Consider the following 16,742-nt stretch of genomic DNA (forward strand, 5'->3'; position numbering starts at 1 on the left):
CCCCACCCCTACCCCTCCCCCATCCAAGGGGGAGGGAGGAGTTTGACTTAGAACGTCACCACCGTCCGGATGCTCTCGCCGGCGTGCATCAGGTCGAACGCCTCGTTGATGCGCTCCAGCGGCAGGACGTGGGTGATCATCGGGTCGATCTGGATCTTGCCGTCCATGTACCAGTCGACGATCTTGGGCGTGTCGGTGCGGCCGCGCGCGCCGCCGAAGGCGGTGCCCCGCCAGACCCGGCCGGTGACCAGCTGGAACGGGCGGGTCGAGATTTCCTTCCCCGCCTCGGCCACGCCGATGATGATGCTCTCGCCCCAGCCGCGATGGCAGGCTTCCAATGCCTGGCGCATCACCGTGGTGTTGCCCGTGGCGTCGAAGGTGAAGTCGGCGCCGCCGTCGGTCAGGGCCACCAGATGGGCGACGATGTCGCCGTCGATGGTTTTCGGATTGACGAAGTGGGTCATGCCGAACTTGCGGCCCCACTCCTCGCGGGCGGGATTGATGTCGACGCCGACGATCATGTTGGCGCCGGCCAGCCGGGCGCCCTGCAGCACGTTCAGGCCGATGCCGCCCAGGCCGAAGACGATGACGTTGTCGCCCGGCTTGACCTTGGCGGTATTGATCGCCGCGCCCACGCCCGTGGTGACGCCGCAGCCGCAGTAGCAGGCCGACTTGAACGGCGCGTCCTTGCGGATCCGGGCCACCGCAATCTCGGGCAGGACCGTGTAGTTCGAGAAGGTCGAGCAGCCCATATAGTGGTGGATGGTCTGGCCCTTGTAGGAGAAGCGGCTGGTGCCATCGGGCATCAGGCCCTTGCCCTGGGTGGCGCGGATGGCTGTGCACAGGTTGGTCTTGCCGCTCAGGCAGCTTTTGCACTGGCGACATTCGGGCGTGTAGAGCGGGATCACGTGGTCGCCGACCGCCAGGCTGGTGACGCCGGGGCCGACCTCGACCACCACGCCCGCGCCTTCATGGCCCAGGATCGAGGGGAACAGGCCCTCGGAGTCCAGGCCGTCCAGCGTATAGGCGTCGGTGTGACAGACGCCGGTGGCCTTGATCTCGATCAGCACCTCGCCCGCCTTGGGACCTTCCAGGTCGACCTCGACGATCTCGAGCGGTTGCTTGGCGGCGAAGGCTACGGCGGCGCGGGTCTTCACGACTCAGATCTCCTCGACAGGGGGCAGGCGGTAGCCACCGTCTAGCAATTGTGGCTGCGGCAGGTAAGCGCGCATGAACAGGGCGAAGGGTCCGGCCGGCGCCGGCAGCCAGTTGCTCAGCCTTTCGGCAGCCGGTTCCGCATGGCCGATCCACAGGTCCAGCGAACCGTCGGCGTTCCAGACCAGACCTGGCGTGCGATCGCCGATGGCGTAGCGGTTCAGCGGATTTTCGGTGAAGAAGAACTGCTTGTCGGGCGTGGCCTCATAGAGGCTCAGCGACCAGAATGAGTCGACCGGAATGGGCCTGTCGGCCGGGATATGCAGTCGCCAGTTCCGGGTTCCGTCGAACAGGCCCTGGCCCTGATGGCCCGCGCGAAGATAGGTGGCCTCGACCAGCGGCAGGGCCGCCAGTCCGCCCAGGGCGACGGCGGCGCGCAGCATGTAGTCCTGGCCAAAGTCGCCCAGCTTGGCGCGCGGATAGGCCCAGCCCTCGACAAAGCCCTCGCCCGACAGCCCGCCGCCGGAGCGGGCGGCGCGACGGCCCTCTTCCAGCCCGGCCGCGATGGCTTCGGCCTCCTCGGCCGTGAAGGCCGCCGGGTCGAACAGCCCCGCGCCCAGGCCCAGCGGCGCGATGCGGCGCAGAAGGGCCACGTCGCTGGCCGGCGGCGCGTTCTGGCGCATCAGCAGGTCGGCGCTGGCGAAATAGGCCTGCCAGGGATCGCCGCGGCGGGCGTATTCGGCGACCGGCGGCGCGGCCGGGCCCTGGACGGTGAAACCGGCCTGAACGAGGCGCGCGGCTTCGAGATCCTCAGGACCCGTCACCAGGATTCGGGCCAGGGCCCAGACGTGGCGGGTGGGCGAGCGGATCACGCCGGGCCCGACGGTGGCCGCGTCGCCGGGGCCCACCAGGGTGAAGGTCCCGCCGTCGGGGCCCGTGGTGCGCGTGCCCAGCACCGCGAAGCTGTTGGACCAGGCGTCCATCAGCTGCAGCGACACATAGCGCTGGCCCGAGGCCGGCACGCTCAGGGTCAGCGGGCCTTCCGACAGGTCCAGCTGGGCCGTGGCGTACAGCGTGTCATTGTTGGGCGTGGTCACCGCCCGGGCGCGATGGTCGGCCAGGTTGCGCATCGACGCGAAGGCGTTCATCGGCGATCCCACCGCCAGGCCACGCGCCCGGACGGCGGCGATCTCGATCAGCGGCAGGGTGTAGAGGAAGGCCTCGGCGGCGGCGGCGCGCAGGTCGCTCATGGCCTAGACCCGGGTGATCGGCGCGAAGCGGAACTGGCCGCTCAGCAGCTCGGCGCGGGGCAGATAGGTGCGCAGGGTCATCGAGAACGGTCCCGACTTCGGCGCGGGCAGCCAGTTGGCCGACCGATCGCCGCCCGGGTCGGTTCGGCCGATCCAAAGATCCAGCGTGCCGTCGGCGTTACGCTTCAGGCCCGCCGTGCGGTCGCCGATGGCATAGCGGTCGATGGGATTGTCGGTGAAGAAGTACTGGCCGTCGGGCGTGGCCTCATACATCGACAGCGACCAGAAGCCGTCCAGCGGCAGCTGGGCCGGCAGGCTCAGGCGATAGAGGCCGTCGCCGTCATAGAGGCCGGTGTCGTTGTCGCCCGCCGCCTTCATGTACATCGCCTCGGCGACCGGCAAGGCGCCCAGGCCCTGCAGGGCGACAATGGCGCGATAGCCATAGTCGACGCCGTGAAAGCCCAGATTGGGCTTGGGATAGGACCAGCCGTCGACAAAGACCACGCGCCCCGACGCCAGCCTGGCGATCGCCCTGGCCTGGGCGACCCCGGCCGCCATGGCGGCGGCGTCGAACGGGCCTTCGGTCAGCAGCCCCGCCGCCCGCTGGACAAACGCGGCGTCCACCCCGCGCGACGGGTCCGCGGCCAGCAGGGCCCGCGCGGTGGCGAAATAGGCTTCCGGCTCGGCGTCGCGTCCCGGATAGGCGGGCGGCTTGGCGGCCTTGGGTCCGCTGACCTTGAAGCCGCTCTGCACCGCGCGGGCGGCGGCCATGTCGGCCGGGCCGTCGACCAGCGTGCGCGCCAGGACCCAGGCGTGGGGGGTGAGGACGCGCACCACCCTGTCGCCCGCGAGGCTCTGCCCCGGACCGACGATCGTGAAGACCCCGCCCTCGCCGCCATTGACCCGCGTGCCCAGCACCGCGTCATTGTCGGTGAACATGTTGAGGATCGCCGCCGAGACATAGCGTTCGCCGCTGGGCGGGATCGTCAGGGTCACGGGCCCCTGGGTCAGGTCGATCCAGGCCAGCGAATAGAGGGTGTCGTTGTTAGGCGTGGTGACGCTGCGGTCCTTGTGATCCGACAGTTCGCGCCGGTGATAGATCCGGTTGGGTCGCGCGCCGCGCTTGAGCACCCGCCCCCGCGTCGTGGCCATCTCGATCCAGGGCAAGGCGAACAGCCAGGCGTCCCGGGCGATCGTCGCCGCGGGATCTTCGGCGGCCACGGCCAGTCCGGGCGCGAAACCCAGCGCGCCGGCCAGGGCCAGCAGTTCCCTTCGGTTCATGACGTTTCGCCCCCCAACATTTGTTTGAAGGCAGGTTAGCGCGGCCGGGATGGATCTGTCTTGGGGTTTGCGGACCTCAAGCCTGCGGCCTCTGGACGCCGCCCTCCGGGGTCAGGACGAGATCTTCTGGCCCAGCAGCTTGCGCAGGCGCTCGGCTTCCTCGCGCGGCAGGGTCCCCAGTATGCCCTCAAGCCCGGGCGGCAGGTGTTCGGTCGCCGCCTGACCGTCGCCGAACACATAGTGGTCGAACAGGGCCTTCCAGGCCGCCCGGTGCGTGTCCGGCAGGGCGCGCAGCGCCAGCACGGCGTGCAGGAAGGCGTCGTGCGGCGCCCCTCGCCCCTCCGCAGGCGGCGTCCACCAGTAGTTGGCCAGCACGTTCACCGGCGCCAGCGAGCGCACATGGTGCCACCACAGATAGGGAATATAGAGCGCGTCGCCCGGCTCCAGATCGGCCACCAGCGCGGTCTCCATCGCCCGGGCGAACCGGGGATGGCGCTCCAGATCCGGATCGTCGAACGACACCATGCTGATCGTCGGGCCGCCCGGCGTCAGCTCGAACGGACCGATATAGAGGTCGCCGACGCTGGAGGGCGGAAACAGCGTGAAGCGCCGCCGTCCCGCCACCACGCAGGCCAGGTTCTCGTAAGGGTCCTGATGGGCGGCGATGGTCACGCGGTTGCCGATCCACAGCCGGGGCTCGACCTCGGCGTCCAGAAGGCCGCAGGGATTGGCCTCGGCGAAGCCGGTCAGATGGCTCCGGGTCGAGATCGACTGCACGGCCAGGCTGGCGGGCCTGGCCACGTCGCGATTGGCCAGCAGGAACGCGAAGCTCTTGTCCAGCCGCGCGCCGCCGCTGCGGAAATTGAAGCCCGTCAGATCGTCATTGTAGAAGAACCGCCCGCCCGCCTCCGGGTCGCCGACCAGGGTCGTCACCGACTGCTGCTGGTCAAAGCCCGACAGGTGCGAGAACAGGGCCTCGTCGCTGTCCCGCCCGGCCCGCACCGCAGGCCAGTCGGCGACCAGCCCGCGAAAGATCACCGGCTGCGCCGCCGGGACGATGGTCCCGTGGAACTGTTCGGCGTCGATCGTGGTCAGCTCGCGAACGGTCATGACCTCAGCCCTTCGGCTCGTCCTTGACCGCCTTGGCGGCCAGCTTGGCCAGCACCCGGCCCCGGCCCCGCGACAGGGCGGTGACCACGCCCCGGAAGGTGCGGACCTCCTGCTCGGTCAGGCGGGCCCGGGCCAGCGGCGCGCGCAGGTTGCGGACCATCGAGGGCTTCTTTTCCGGCGGATGATAGAAGCCGGCCTTTTCCAGCTCGTCCTCCAGCTGGCCGTACAGGCCCAGCAAAGACGCCTGGTCGGCGGGATCGTCGACGTTCTGCTCGAACTTGACCCACGGCCGGTCATCGACCGTCATCTTCCACTCATAGGCGTTGATCGACACGGCCTGGGCGAGATTCAGCGACCGGAAACGCTCGTCGATCGGAATGCTGACAATGCCCTGGCACAGGGCGATGTCGTGGGTCTCGAGCCCGGCCCGCTCGCCGCCGAACAGCAGGCCGACCGCGCGGCCCTGGGCGACATCGTCCGACAGCTGGGCGGCGGCTTCGCGCGGGGTCAAGACCGGCAGACGCGTCTCGCGCGGGCGGGCCGTGGTGGCGAACACCAGCTTCAGGTCGCCGATCGCCTCTTCCAGGGTGTCGAACACCTTGGCGTTGTCCAGCGGCCAGTCGGCGCCCGAGGCCGAGGGCCAGGCGCGCTCCTGGGGCCAGCCGTCGCGGGGCCGCACCAGGCGCAGGTCCGCCAGACCGAAATTGGCCATCACGCGGGCGACGGCGCCGATGTTCTCGGCCATCTGCGGCTCGTTGAGGATCACGCAGGGCGGGGCGAAAGACTGGCTCATGGTGTCCCTTTGCCGCCGCTGTGCGTTCCGATGCAAGTCCCCAACCGGCGGGACCCGCGTTTACGGCCGCCTTCGCCCGTGTGAGACACCTCGATGCACCGTCGCGCCTTCCTGCTTTCCGCCCCCATCCTGCTTGGTGCCCTGAGCGCGGGTTGCGCCGAAGAAGAGCCGATGCTGGGCCAATTGGAGCCGATGTTCGACGTCAAGGACCTGACCGAGCAGTTCCAGGCCCTGGCCGACCGCGCCGCCCCCGGCGCGTTGGGCGTGGCGGTGCGCGACGCCCAGACCGGCCAGACCGAGACCTTCAACGGCGAGCGGCGCTTTCCGCTGCAAAGCGTGTTCAAGGCCCCGCTGGGCGCGGCCGTGCTGGCGGAGGTCGACAAGGGCCGTATCCGCCTGGACGAGGTGGTGACGATCCGCGACATCGACCTGTCGCCGCCCTTCAGCCCGATCGCCGAGGCCTGGCCCCAGCGGACCGACTACACGATCGCGGAATTGCTGGAAGCGGCCAGCGGGACCAGCGACAACACCGCCGCCGACGTGCTGCTGAAACGGATCGGCGGCCCGGGCGCCCTGACCGCCTGGCTGACCCTGAAGAACATCAACGACTTCCGGATCGATCGCTACGAGCGACAGCTGCAGCCCGAGATCGCCGGCATGGCCTCGTTCCGCGCCGGCTGGCGGGGGGCGACCTACAAGCCCGTGATGATGGCCGTGCCCGAGGCGACGCGACGCAAGGCCATGGCCGACTATCTGGCCGACCCGCGCGATACGGCCACGCCCGCGGCGGCCGTACGCTTCCTGGCGGCGCTGCAGGCGGGGCAACTGATCTCCAAGGCCTCGACGGATCGTCTGCTCGCGATCATGACCGCGACGAACACCGGCCCGGGCCGCCTGAAGGCCGCCCTGCCACCCGGCGCCACCCTGGCCCACAAGACCGGCGGCGCGCGCACCGACCTGGGACTGACTCCGGCCAGCAACGATATCGGCATTTACCGCCTGAAGGACGGCCGCGAGTTCGCCGTGGCGGTGTTCCTCAGCGGCTCGACGGCGCCGGACGAAGAGCGCGACGCGGTCATCGCCGATGTGGGACGGATCGTGCTGAAGGCGGCGGGGGCTTAAGGGGGCCTCGCGGCTGGTTTCGAGTCTTCGGCAACGGGTGGTGGGCAGCCGGCAGGCGCCCTACTCCGCCGCGCTGACCGCATCGGCAGCTGCGCCGGCCCGCACGCCGGCCAGGGCTTCCAGCAGCAAGGCCGGATGCAACGGCTTGGCCATGTGCAGGTCCGCGCCCGCGGCCCTGGCCGAGACGATGTGCTCTTCCATGGCGTTGGCCGTCAGCATGACGATCAGCACGGGTGGCAGACCTTGCGCCGCTTCGCGCGCCCGGATCTCGCGGATGGCGGTCAGGCCGTCCATGACCGGCATCTGCATGTCCATCAGGATGGCGTCGAAACTCTGGGTCTCGACCGCCGCCACGGCCGCCGCCCCGTCCTCGACCATGGTCAGGTCTATGCCGAACGGCTCCAGCACCACCTCGACGACCTTGCGGTTGGTCGGATGGTCCTCGGCGACCAGAACGCGCAGCCCTTCCAGCGAGATCTCTTCCTGCGGCGCGTCCAGGTCGTTCGCCCCCTCGTCATCGAGGCGCTGCAGGGGCAGCTCGACCTCGAAGACGGCTCCGGATCCGACCACCGCCCGCGCATCGATGCGGCCGCCCATCATTTCGGCGAGGGCGGCCGATATCGTCAGGCCCAGGCCTGTGCCGCCAAACTGACGGGTGATCGACTGGTCGGCCTGGACGAAGCGCTTGAACAGACGCTCGCGCACCTTGTCATCAAAGCCCACGCCGGTGTCGGCCACCGCGAAAGCCAGACGGTCGTCCCGACACTCAACGGCCAGGGAGATCGAGCCCCTGGCCGTGAACTTGACCGCATTGGCCAGCAGGTTGGACAGGATCTGGCTGATCCGCACAGAGTCGCCCCTATAGCCGCCGCAGGCGTCCGGCGTGATGGACCAGAAAAAGGCCAGGCCCTTGGCCCGGGCGGCGACGGCGTGCAGTTCGGCGACCTCGCGCACCAGGCGCTCCAGGTCGAACGGGCCCGGGTTCAGCTGGAACTGGCCGGCGTCGATCTTCGAGACATCCAGAATATCACCCAGAACACGCTCCAGCAGTCGCCCTGAAGAGGCCACCAGCGCGGAGAGTTCGCGGCGAACCTTGGGATCGTCTTCCTCGGCCAGACGCTCGCCAATGGCGATGACGCCGTTCAGCGGCGTGCGCAGTTCGTGGCTCATATTGGCCAGGAACAGCGACTTGGCCTCGTTTGCGAGCTCAAGTTCGACCGTCCGTTCGGCGACGCTGCGCAGCAGGTCTTCATTGCCCTCACGCTGCTCGCGCAGGGTGCGCGCCAGGGCCCCGATCTCGTCCTGCCGGGCTTCCACGACCACGTCCGCCCCGCCCTGGCTGCCACGCTGGGACTGGGTCAGCAGCCTCAGCGGCGAAACCACCTCGCGGCCGATGAAGCGGTACAGCAGCAGCACCTGGGCGAGCACGCCCAGCATGCCGAAGAACAGCACCCACGAGGCCGTCCTGATCGAAGACCAGAACAGGTCCCGCGACGGAAAGGTCATCAGAAACCACCAGTTGGGCTCCTTCAAGCGACCATAGGCTATGACCCGGTCGCCGCGCGCGTCACGAAGCACGCCGATGTCCCGGCCCGTCGCCCTGATCTGGCGGACGATCTCGCCTGTCCTGGCCCGGGCCTCGACCTCGCGCAGGCGGTCGGCGCCGATGATCCCGTCACGGGTCAGGCCCGGCGCGGCGATCATCTCGCCGTCATTGGAGACGATCATGTTGGAGCCGCCCGGCAGGGAGTCGGCCACAGCGCGCGACAGATAGGGCTCCAGCGACAGGGTGGTGCCCCAGATCCCCATGAACTGGTCGCGGAAGTAGTAGGGCGTCATGCAGCCCGTCGTCAGTTCCCGGCCGCTGGGATCAGAGATCAGTCGACGCAGGCTGGTGCACCGCGTCAACCGGCGCGGATTGTTCTCGGGCAGGCTCAGCTGGGACATCTCCTCTGCGGAAATGTCCAGGGTCGGCGGGGCGTCGCGGCGATAGTACAGAAGTTTGTCGGGCCGCTTGGGGCCGAACATGACCAGCCGCGTTTTGGGCGTGAAGAAGTAGAAATTGTCGTAGCGCCGGCCCTGGGCCTCGCCGGTGTTGGCTACCACCTCCATCGCCGAGACGAACAGGGCTCGCTCGCGCAGCGTCAGGGTTTGAGCGCGCGGCAGAAAGCCGCCTAGCCCATAGACATAGTGCGGGCCCTGACGGACCCCGTCGAACAACCTCGGCGCCGTGCGCCGCGTCCCATCGCCAAAGTTGGGAAACAAGGTCTCGAACTCAAGCTGGGCGTCGCGGACACTGCGGCTTTCCAGCCGCCGCGTCAGGGAGTCGCTGGCGGCCTCGTGCACCTTGGTCAGATCGGAAAACAGGCGGTCTTCGGTCTTGGCGCGCTCGTCGACATATTCGGCGAGGTGGCGCATCTGGGTGTCGGCGGCGCTCTTTTGCACGAAAAAGAAGGCGACGGCGGTCGCGACACCCGTGACGGTGATCGACAGAACGGCCACGGCCAGCAGCAGCCTACGGGCCAGCGGCGCGCTTACATCCGTGATCGATCCGAGGCTGTTCACGCCCAAATCTGTCCCTCGCGGTCATGGGGCCGGTTCAGTCAATAGCCGCCAATAGCCGCTAACACCGACTGAACGACAACCGACCTGCTTTTCCCCTGCCGCGCAACAGTCTATAGCCACCCGGTCCGCGCCCGCGACCTGGCCCTGTGCGCCAGATCGCCACAGGCGCGCCACCGCCGGAGGAAAGACCCCGCAATGGCCAAGATCAAAGTCGCCAACCCCGTCGTCGACATGGACGGCGACGAAATGACCCGCATCATCTGGAAGCTCATCAAGGATAAGCTGATCTTCCCGTATCTGGACCTGGAGCTCGACTACTACGACCTGTCGGTCGAAAACCGCGACGCCACCAACGACCAGGTGACGATCGACGCCGCCGAGGCCACCAAGAAGCACGGCGTCGCCGTCAAGTGCGCCACCATCACCCCCGATGAGCAGCGCGTCACCGAGTTCAATCTCAAGAAGATGTGGAAGTCGCCCAACGGCACGATCCGCAACATCCTGGGCGGCGTGATCTTCCGTGAACCCATCATCTGCCAGAACGTGCCGCGCCTGGTGCCCGGCTGGACCCAGCCGATCATCGTCGGCCGTCACGCGTTCGGCGACCAGTACAAGGCCACCGACTTCCTGTTCCCCGGCAAGGGCACGCTGACGATGAAGTTCGTCGGCGAGGACGGCGCGGTCATCGAGCACGAGATCTACAAGGCCCCCGGCGCCGGCGTGGCGATGGGCATGTACAATCTCGACGAGTCGATCCGCGACTTCGCGCACGCCTCGTTCGCCTACGGCCTGGGCCGTGGCTATCCGGTCTATCTGTCGACGAAGAACACCATCCTGAAAGCCTATGACGGCCGCTTCAAGGACATCTTCCAGGAGATCTTCGACGCCGAATACGCCGACAAGTTCAAGGCCGCCGGCATCCACTACGAGCACCGCCTGATCGACGACATGGTGGCCTCGGCCCTCAAGTGGTCGGGCGGCTATGTCTGGGCCTGCAAGAACTACGACGGCGATGTGCAGTCCGACATCGTGGCCCAGGGCTTCGGCTCGCTGGGTCTGATGACCTCGGTGCTGATGACCCCGGACGGCAAGACGGTGGAAGCCGAAGCCGCCCACGGCACCGTGACCCGTCACTATCGCCAGCACCAGAAGGGCCAGAGCACCTCGACCAACTCGATCGCCTCGATCTTCGCCTGGACCCGTGGCCTGGCCCACCGCGCCAAGCTGGACGACAACGCCGAGCTGGCCAAGTTCGCCCTGACCCTGGAAAAGGTCTGCGTCGACACCGTCGAAAGCGGCTTCATGACCAAGGACCTGGCCCTGCTGGTCGGCGACAAGCAGTCGTGGCTGACCACCGAAGGCTTCCTCGACAAGATCGACGAGAACCTCCAGAAGGCCATGGCCGTCTAAGGCTTTAGACCTTCGAGACGACAGAACGCCCCCCGGGAAACCGGGGGGCGTTTTCTTTGATCGGCGCTTCGCTAAGCTCTGCCGCGACCGATGGAGAATCACGAAGATGAAGCGCGTCCTGCTGGCCACCGCGGCCTTTCTGGTTCTCTGCGCCCCGGCCCTGGCCCAGACGCCCTCGCCCGACGCCAAGCCCGACAAGCCCAAATGGGACGTGCGCAACCCGCCGGCCGGCTACACCAGGGACCTCAAGCTCGACGTCACCGAAGGCTCGTGGATGTCGCTGGACGTCAGTCCGGACGGCAAGGAGATCGTCTTCGACCTGATGGGCGACCTCTATGTGCTGCCCATCACCGGCGGCGAAGCGCGCAACATCGCCAGCGGCATTTCCTGGGACATGCAGCCCAAATACTCGCCCGACGGCAGGCAGATCGCCTTCACCTCCGACCGGGGCGGCGGCGACAATCTGTGGGTCATGGACCGCGACGGATCCAACCCCAAGGCCGTGTCCAGCGAGAGCTTCCGCCTGCTGTCCCAGCCCGACTGGAGCCCCGACGGCCAGTTCATCGTCGGGCGCAAGCACTTCACCTCGGGCCGTTCGCTGGGGGCCGGCGAGATGTGGCTCTATCACCGCGCCGGCGGTAACGGCGTGCAGCTGACCGAGCGCCGCACCCAGCAGAAGGACAGCGGCGAGCCCGCCTTCTCGCCCGACGGCCGCTACCTCTATTTCAGCGACGACGTCACCGAGGGCGGGGTCTTCGAATACAGCAAGGACCCCAACACCGAGATCTACGCCATCCAGCGCCTGGACCGCGAGACCGGCGAGGTGAAGAAGTTCCTGGGCGGCCCCGGCGGCGCGATCCGTCCCACCCCCTCGCCCGACGGCAAGTCGCTGGCCTTCATCCGCCGGGTGCGCTTCCAGTCGACCCTGTACGTGATGGACATCGCCTCGGGCCGCGAGACCAAGGTCTATGACCATCTCGACCGCGACATGCAGGAGACCTGGGCCATCCACGGCGTCTATCCGGCGATCAGCTGGACGCCCGACGGCGCGTCGCTGGTGGTCTGGGCCGGCGGCAAGATCCGGCGGATCGACGCCAAGTCCCACGCCGTCACCGACATCCCCTTCCACGTCGCCGACACCCGCAAGGCCCGCGAGGCCGTACGCTTCCCGGTCGAGGTCGCCCCCGAGCAGTTCGACGTCAAGATGATCCGCTGGGCCCGCACCGCGCCCGACGGCAAGAAGGTGGTGTTCGAGGCCCTGGGCCACCTGTGGATCCGCGACCTGCCGACCGGAACGCCGCGCCGCCTGACCAAGCAGAGCGACCATTTCGAGCTCTATCCGGCCTGGTCACGCGACGGCAAATCCATCGTCTACACCACCTGGAACGACGAGGACCTGGGCTCGATCCGGGTGATCCCGGCCACCGGCGGCGAGGGCCGCAAGGTCAACAAGAACCCCGGCCGCTTCGTCGAGCCGGTGTTCTCGCCCGACGGCAGGACCATCGTCTATCGCGCCTCGACCGACGGGGTGCTGCTCAGCACCCTGTGGACCCGCGACCCCGGCCTCTACCGCGTGCCGACGGCCGGCGGCGAGGCGACCCTGATCACCGACAAGGGAACCGCCCCGCAGTTCGGCGCCGCCAATGACCGCGTCTATTTCAGCGGCCGCCAGGACAAGCTGGCCGCCCTGAAGTCCGTCGACCTGAACGGCCACGAGCCCCGCACCCACCTGACCTCGGAATTCGCGTCGGAGTTCGCCGTCTCGCCCGACGAGGCCTGGATCGCCTGGACCGAGCGCTTCAACGCCTATGTCGCGCCCTTCACCCGGACCGGCCGCCCGGTCACCGTCGCCACCGACGGCAAGGCCCTGCCCCAGACCCGCGTCACCCGCGACGCCGGCGACTGGATCCACTGGTCGGGCGACAGCCGCACCCTGAACTGGGCCCTGGGCCCGCAGCTCTACAGCCGGGGCCTGAAGGACAGCTTCAGCTTCGTCGAGGGCGCCCCCGCCGAACTGCCCAAGCCCGCCGAGCACGGCGTCGACCTGGGCTTCAAGCAGGCCGCCTTCAAGCCGGCCGGCAAGCTGGCCCTCACCGGCGCCCGCCTGGTCACCATGAAGGGCGACGAGGTCATCGAGGACGGCGTCGTCGTGCTGGACGGTAACCGCATTGTCGCCATCGGCCCCAGGGCCTCGGTCACCGTCCCGGCCGACGCCAGGGTCATGGACATGACCGGCAAGACCATCACGCCGGGCCTGATCGACGCCCACTGGCACGGCTCGATGGGCTCGGACGAGATCATCCCGCAGCGCAGCTGGGTCAACTACGCGGCCCTGGGCTTCGGCGTCACCACCCTCCACGACCCGTCCAACGACACCTCCGAGATCTTCGCCCATTCCGAGCTGCAGAAGGCCGGCCAGGTGGTGGGCCCGCGCATCTTCTCGACCGGCGCGATCCTCTACGGCGCCACCACGCCCTTCACCGCCAAGGTCGACAGCCTGGACGACGCCCTCTCCAACCTGCGCCGCATGAAGGCGGTCGGGGCCTGGAGCGTGAAGAGCTACAACCAGCCCCGCCGCGAACAGCGCCAGCAGATCATCGAGGCCGCCAACCAGCTGGGCCTGATGGTCGTGCCCGAGGGCGGGTCGCTGTATCAGCACAACATGTCGATGATCATCGACGGCCACACCACCATCGAGCACTCGATCCCGCTGGACCGCCTGTACGCCGACGTCCTGCAGCTGTGGCCCCAGACCAGGGTCGCCTACACCCCGACCCTGGTCGTGGCCTTCGGCGGCAACGCCGGCGACAACTACTGGTACCAGGCCACCAAGGTCTGGGACGATCCGCGCCTGCAGCAGTATGTGCCCCGCCGCCTGCTCGACAACCGCGCCCGCCGCCCGGTGTTGACCCCCGACAATGAGCTGAACCATATCGCCGTCGCCCGCGAGGCCACGCGCCTGAACCGCCTGGGCGTCTCGGTGCAGATCGGCGCCCACGGCCAGCGCGAGGGCCTGGGCGCGCACTGGGAGCTGTGGAGCTTCGTCCAGGGCGGCATGACCCCGCTGGAGGCCCTGCACGCCGGCACGATCAACGGCGCCCGCGCCCTGGGCCTGGACAAGGACCTGGGCTCACTGGAGCCCGGCAAGCTGGCCGACCTGGTGGTGTTCGACGCCAACCCCCTGACCGACATCCGCAACACGGCGAGCATTTCCTACACCATCGCCAACGGCCGGGTGTTCGACGGCAGGATGAACGAAGCCGGCAAGCCCGAACGCCCGCCGTTCTGGTTCCAGAGCGGCGACGGCGAGGCGCTGACCGTGGAGGCGACGAGCACGGAGAGCCATAGTCACGATCGGGACTAGGCGGCGCGCGCGCACATTGACGGCGCCCCGGCATGGTAGGACTATGGACAAGGCGCGGCGGACAGACATCCGCGCGTTGCTGGAGCCCGTCCATGCGTCTGGAAGTCGAACAGGAAGATGACGGTCGCTGGCTGGCCGAGGCCCCGGCCCTGCCGGGCGTCATGGCCTATGGCGACACCCGGGAAGAGGCGATCATCCGCGTCGAGACCCTAGCCCTTCGCGTTCTGGCCGAACGGCTGGAACAGGGCGAGCGCGCCCCCGAACTTGATCGGCTGTTCGCCGCCGCATGAGCCCCTGGCCTTCGGTCAAGGCCAAGCGCCTGATGGCGGCGCTGACTGCCCTCGGCTGGCGACTGAAACGCCAGGCGGGATCCCACCGCATCCTTGAACGAGACGGCTGGCCCGATTTCGTCTTCGCTTTCCACGACGGAGAAGAGATCGGCCCCCGAATGCTGGCGCGGATCGCCAGACACACAGGGATGACGGCGAGCGATCTATAGCAGCCCATGCCGCCTTGCGGCCTGCATGGCGGCCGTACGGCAGAATGGTGACACGGCTATGGCGAACCAGGGGGCAAAATCGCCGTCGCCACAACGCCACGCGCCCCGCCCCGCCCCGCCCCGCCGAGCGTCTAGGTGCAGATCGACGTACACGGTCTGCGCAAGGGCACGGGCGCGCACTGGAGCTGCGGGTCCACAACGCCCTTGATCGCTTGAAGTGTGTATGAAACACGTCGTTCAACCCCGCCGGTAGGGCGTGATGGTGAAAGATGAAGAAGCGCAGCGCTGCAGACAAGCGTGACGCTTCAAAGGGCCCGGATGACAGACATCAACTTCAATTCCGGAACCCAGAGCGAAGCCGACGCCTTCGCGGCCGGCGATCTCATGTTTTTCTCGACAGGGTCGGCTTCGAGTCTCCTGGTTGTCGTACAGGCCGAGCCCACAGCTACGTCACCCGGCGCCATCTCGTTCACGCTCGGGTCCAAGACACTGACATTTTCCTACGGGGCGATTACCGGAGGCGCTCGCTATCACTTTTTGGACGGCTCTGTATTTTTTCACGGACGAGATGGGGCCGACAGGCACTACGGCGTGGCGGGCTCGGATCAACTCCTTGGCGGGCGTGGCGCGGACTATCTGAATGGTGAAACCGGCTCCGACCGCCTCTTCGGCGGTGAAGGCGCCGACACGTTGATTGGCGGCCAGGGCGACGACTTGCTGCAGGGCAACAAGGACGCAGATACCTTGGACGGCGGAGATGGCGCGGACACCGTGCTGGGTGGTCAGGGCGACGACCGTCTCGATGCCGTTGCCGGTAACGACTACCTCCACGGCAACCTTGGCGCCGACACCCTAAGTGGCGGAGAAGGCGCCGACACCATCTTGGGTGGTCAGCAGGAAGACAGGATCTATGGCGGCAATGGCGCCGACCTGATCTTCGGCGATCGCGACAATGACGACATTGATGGAAACGAGGGCGATGACGCCATCTATGGCGGTCAAGGCGACGATATCGTCAGCGGCGACGCCGGCGCCGATCTAATCCATGGCGACGACGGCAATGACGATCTGTATGGCCAATCAGGAGATGATACGCTGTCGGGGGGCGCTGGTGACGATACGCTCCGCGGCGCTGACGGCAACGACCTCGTCTTCGGCGAAGCCGGCAACGATATCATCGACGCGGGCCTTGGCTCCGACACGCTCCATGGCGGCGACGGCAATGACGGAATAAGCGGCGGAGACGGACCGGATTTGCTGTACGGCGACGCGGGCAACGACCGGCTCTTGGGCTCGGATGGCGACACTTTGTTCGGCGGGGCCGGCAATGACTACCTAGAGGGCTACGATGGCGTCACTAGGCTAGATGGCGGAGATGGCGCGGATCGGATCAACGGGGGACGGGGCAACGACTGGCTAAACGGTGGCCGTGGGGTCGATACGATGTCAGGCGGTGGCGGCGCAGATTCCTTCGTTTTCGATCCAGGTGACTACGCCGGCGCCGACAATCTTGCCCAAATTGAACACATCCACGATTTCGTGTCTGGCCTGGACAAGATTTACCTGGGCGTCGCGCCCGTACTCTATGAAACATCACCCTACGTGCGGACTGACTACGCTGCGGCTCTGAAGGATGCGAATGCCCATTTTGAGAACCATTCCACCGCGACGGTTTATGTCGTCGAGGTTGTGATCGATGGGTCCTATGTGTTTGTGGATGGCTACGGCGCAGACGGCGCCGACTACGTCATCCATCTCGCGGGTTTGAGCCTTTGGCAGTTCCGGCCAAGCGACCTGTCGCTTCTGGAGTAGTCGGCTAGGCTGCTTCGACCTCTCAGAGGCCGGCAAGCCGGCGCGGCCGCCATTCTGCCGCCGGAGCCCCGCGCAGTAACCTTTCGGTGCTGAGGTCCGGCCAGTGAACGCCGTAACCACCGCCCGCGATTTCCCAATGGGAGCGCTGCGCCGGTGTGGCCTTCAGCAGACGCGGATACCAGACGAGCGGCGCGGCGATGCTGCGGCCGTCCATGAGTTCGACAACTAGCCGTTCGTTATCACACCGAACATCGCGCACGCGTTGGTCCGCCGAATGTGATGCAGTGGTCATGACGATCAACGACCTCGGCTCGACCTTCAGAGTCCTTGGCGACGCCGCGGAAGGGTCCGCCCGTGAATCCGAGCCCGTGAAGACGCCTC

The 16,742-nt window shown here is 67.7% G+C and carries 13 protein-coding genes; 6 read left to right on the top strand and 7 right to left on the bottom strand.

What is annotated here, in order from left to right; genetic code table 11:
* Positions 1-47: 47 nt before the first annotated feature.
* The 5 genes from ACW17V_RS13635 to ACW17V_RS13655 form a co-directional block, all read right to left on the bottom strand.
* Positions 48-1,157: an S-(hydroxymethyl)glutathione dehydrogenase/class III alcohol dehydrogenase gene (locus ACW17V_RS13635; protein ID WP_492105629.1), complete on the bottom strand. Its 1,110-nt coding sequence runs from the start codon at positions 1,155-1,157 to the stop codon at positions 48-50.
* Positions 1,158-1,160: 3 nt separating this feature from the next.
* Positions 1,161-2,405, bottom strand: a complete 1,245-nt coding sequence (locus ACW17V_RS13640; protein WP_492105630.1) for a DUF1254 domain-containing protein — start codon at positions 2,403-2,405, stop codon at positions 1,161-1,163.
* Positions 2,406-2,408: 3 nt separating this feature from the next.
* A complete protein-coding gene (locus ACW17V_RS13645) occupies positions 2,409-3,686 on the bottom strand; it encodes a DUF1254 domain-containing protein (RefSeq protein ID WP_492105631.1) in 1,278 nt (425 codons plus the stop codon).
* Positions 3,687-3,797: 111 nt separating this feature from the next.
* Entirely contained in the window at positions 3,798-4,796 is a 999-nt protein-coding gene (locus ACW17V_RS13650) for a cupin-like domain-containing protein (RefSeq protein ID WP_492105632.1), read from the bottom strand.
* A gap of 4 nt (positions 4,797-4,800) precedes the next feature.
* The gene (locus ACW17V_RS13655; protein ID WP_492105633.1) at positions 4,801-5,589 is read right to left on the bottom strand and encodes an RNA methyltransferase; all 789 of its coding nucleotides are present in this window, start codon (positions 5,587-5,589) and stop codon (positions 4,801-4,803) included.
* 93 nt (positions 5,590-5,682) lie between these two features.
* Between ACW17V_RS13655 and bla the strand changes: the two genes are divergently transcribed.
* On the top strand, positions 5,683-6,711 hold the full coding sequence (gene bla, locus ACW17V_RS13660) for a class A beta-lactamase (protein ID WP_492105634.1): 1,029 nt from the start codon (positions 5,683-5,685) through the stop codon (positions 6,709-6,711).
* A 60-nt stretch (positions 6,712-6,771) separates the two neighbouring features.
* Here the strand turns inward: bla and ACW17V_RS13665 are convergent, their stop codons facing one another.
* Positions 6,772-9,276, bottom strand: coding sequence for an ATP-binding protein (locus tag ACW17V_RS13665; protein WP_492105635.1), 2,505 nt, complete (start codon positions 9,274-9,276; stop codon positions 6,772-6,774).
* Positions 9,277-9,471: 195 nt separating this feature from the next.
* On the opposite strand from ACW17V_RS13665, the gene ACW17V_RS13670 reads away from it, so the two are divergent.
* The 5 genes from ACW17V_RS13670 to ACW17V_RS13690 all read left to right on the top strand — a co-directional run bounded on the left by ACW17V_RS13670 (position 9,472) and on the right by ACW17V_RS13690 (position 16,361).
* Positions 9,472-10,686 (top strand): NADP-dependent isocitrate dehydrogenase, encoded by a 1,215-nt coding sequence (locus ACW17V_RS13670; RefSeq protein WP_492105636.1) that lies wholly within the window; start codon positions 9,472-9,474, stop codon positions 10,684-10,686.
* Between the two features lie 106 nt (positions 10,687-10,792).
* Positions 10,793-14,050, top strand: coding sequence for an amidohydrolase family protein (locus ACW17V_RS13675; protein ID WP_492105637.1), 3,258 nt, complete (start codon positions 10,793-10,795; stop codon positions 14,048-14,050).
* Between the two features lie 92 nt (positions 14,051-14,142).
* Complete coding sequence (locus tag ACW17V_RS13680) at positions 14,143-14,340, top strand: type II toxin-antitoxin system HicB family antitoxin (RefSeq protein ID WP_492105638.1); 198 nt, start codon at positions 14,143-14,145, stop codon at positions 14,338-14,340.
* Entirely contained in the window at positions 14,337-14,549 is a 213-nt protein-coding gene (locus ACW17V_RS13685; protein WP_492105639.1) for a type II toxin-antitoxin system HicA family toxin, read from the top strand. Before ACW17V_RS13680 ends, ACW17V_RS13685 begins: the two co-directional genes overlap by 4 nt.
* A 318-nt stretch (positions 14,550-14,867) precedes the next feature.
* Positions 14,868-16,361, top strand: coding sequence for a calcium-binding protein (locus tag ACW17V_RS13690; protein WP_492105640.1), 1,494 nt, complete (start codon positions 14,868-14,870; stop codon positions 16,359-16,361).
* A 22-nt stretch (positions 16,362-16,383) separates the two neighbouring features.
* On the opposite strand, the gene ACW17V_RS13695 is transcribed toward ACW17V_RS13690, so the two are convergent.
* Positions 16,384-16,653 carry a DUF2442 domain-containing protein gene (locus ACW17V_RS13695; RefSeq protein WP_492108800.1) on the bottom strand — a complete coding sequence of 90 codons (270 nt, stop codon included), beginning with the start codon at positions 16,651-16,653 and terminating at the stop codon, positions 16,384-16,386.
* Positions 16,654-16,742 lie beyond the last annotated feature (89 nt).

It is taken from the genome of Caulobacter sp. FV2ye17ST, assembly GCF_058680955.1.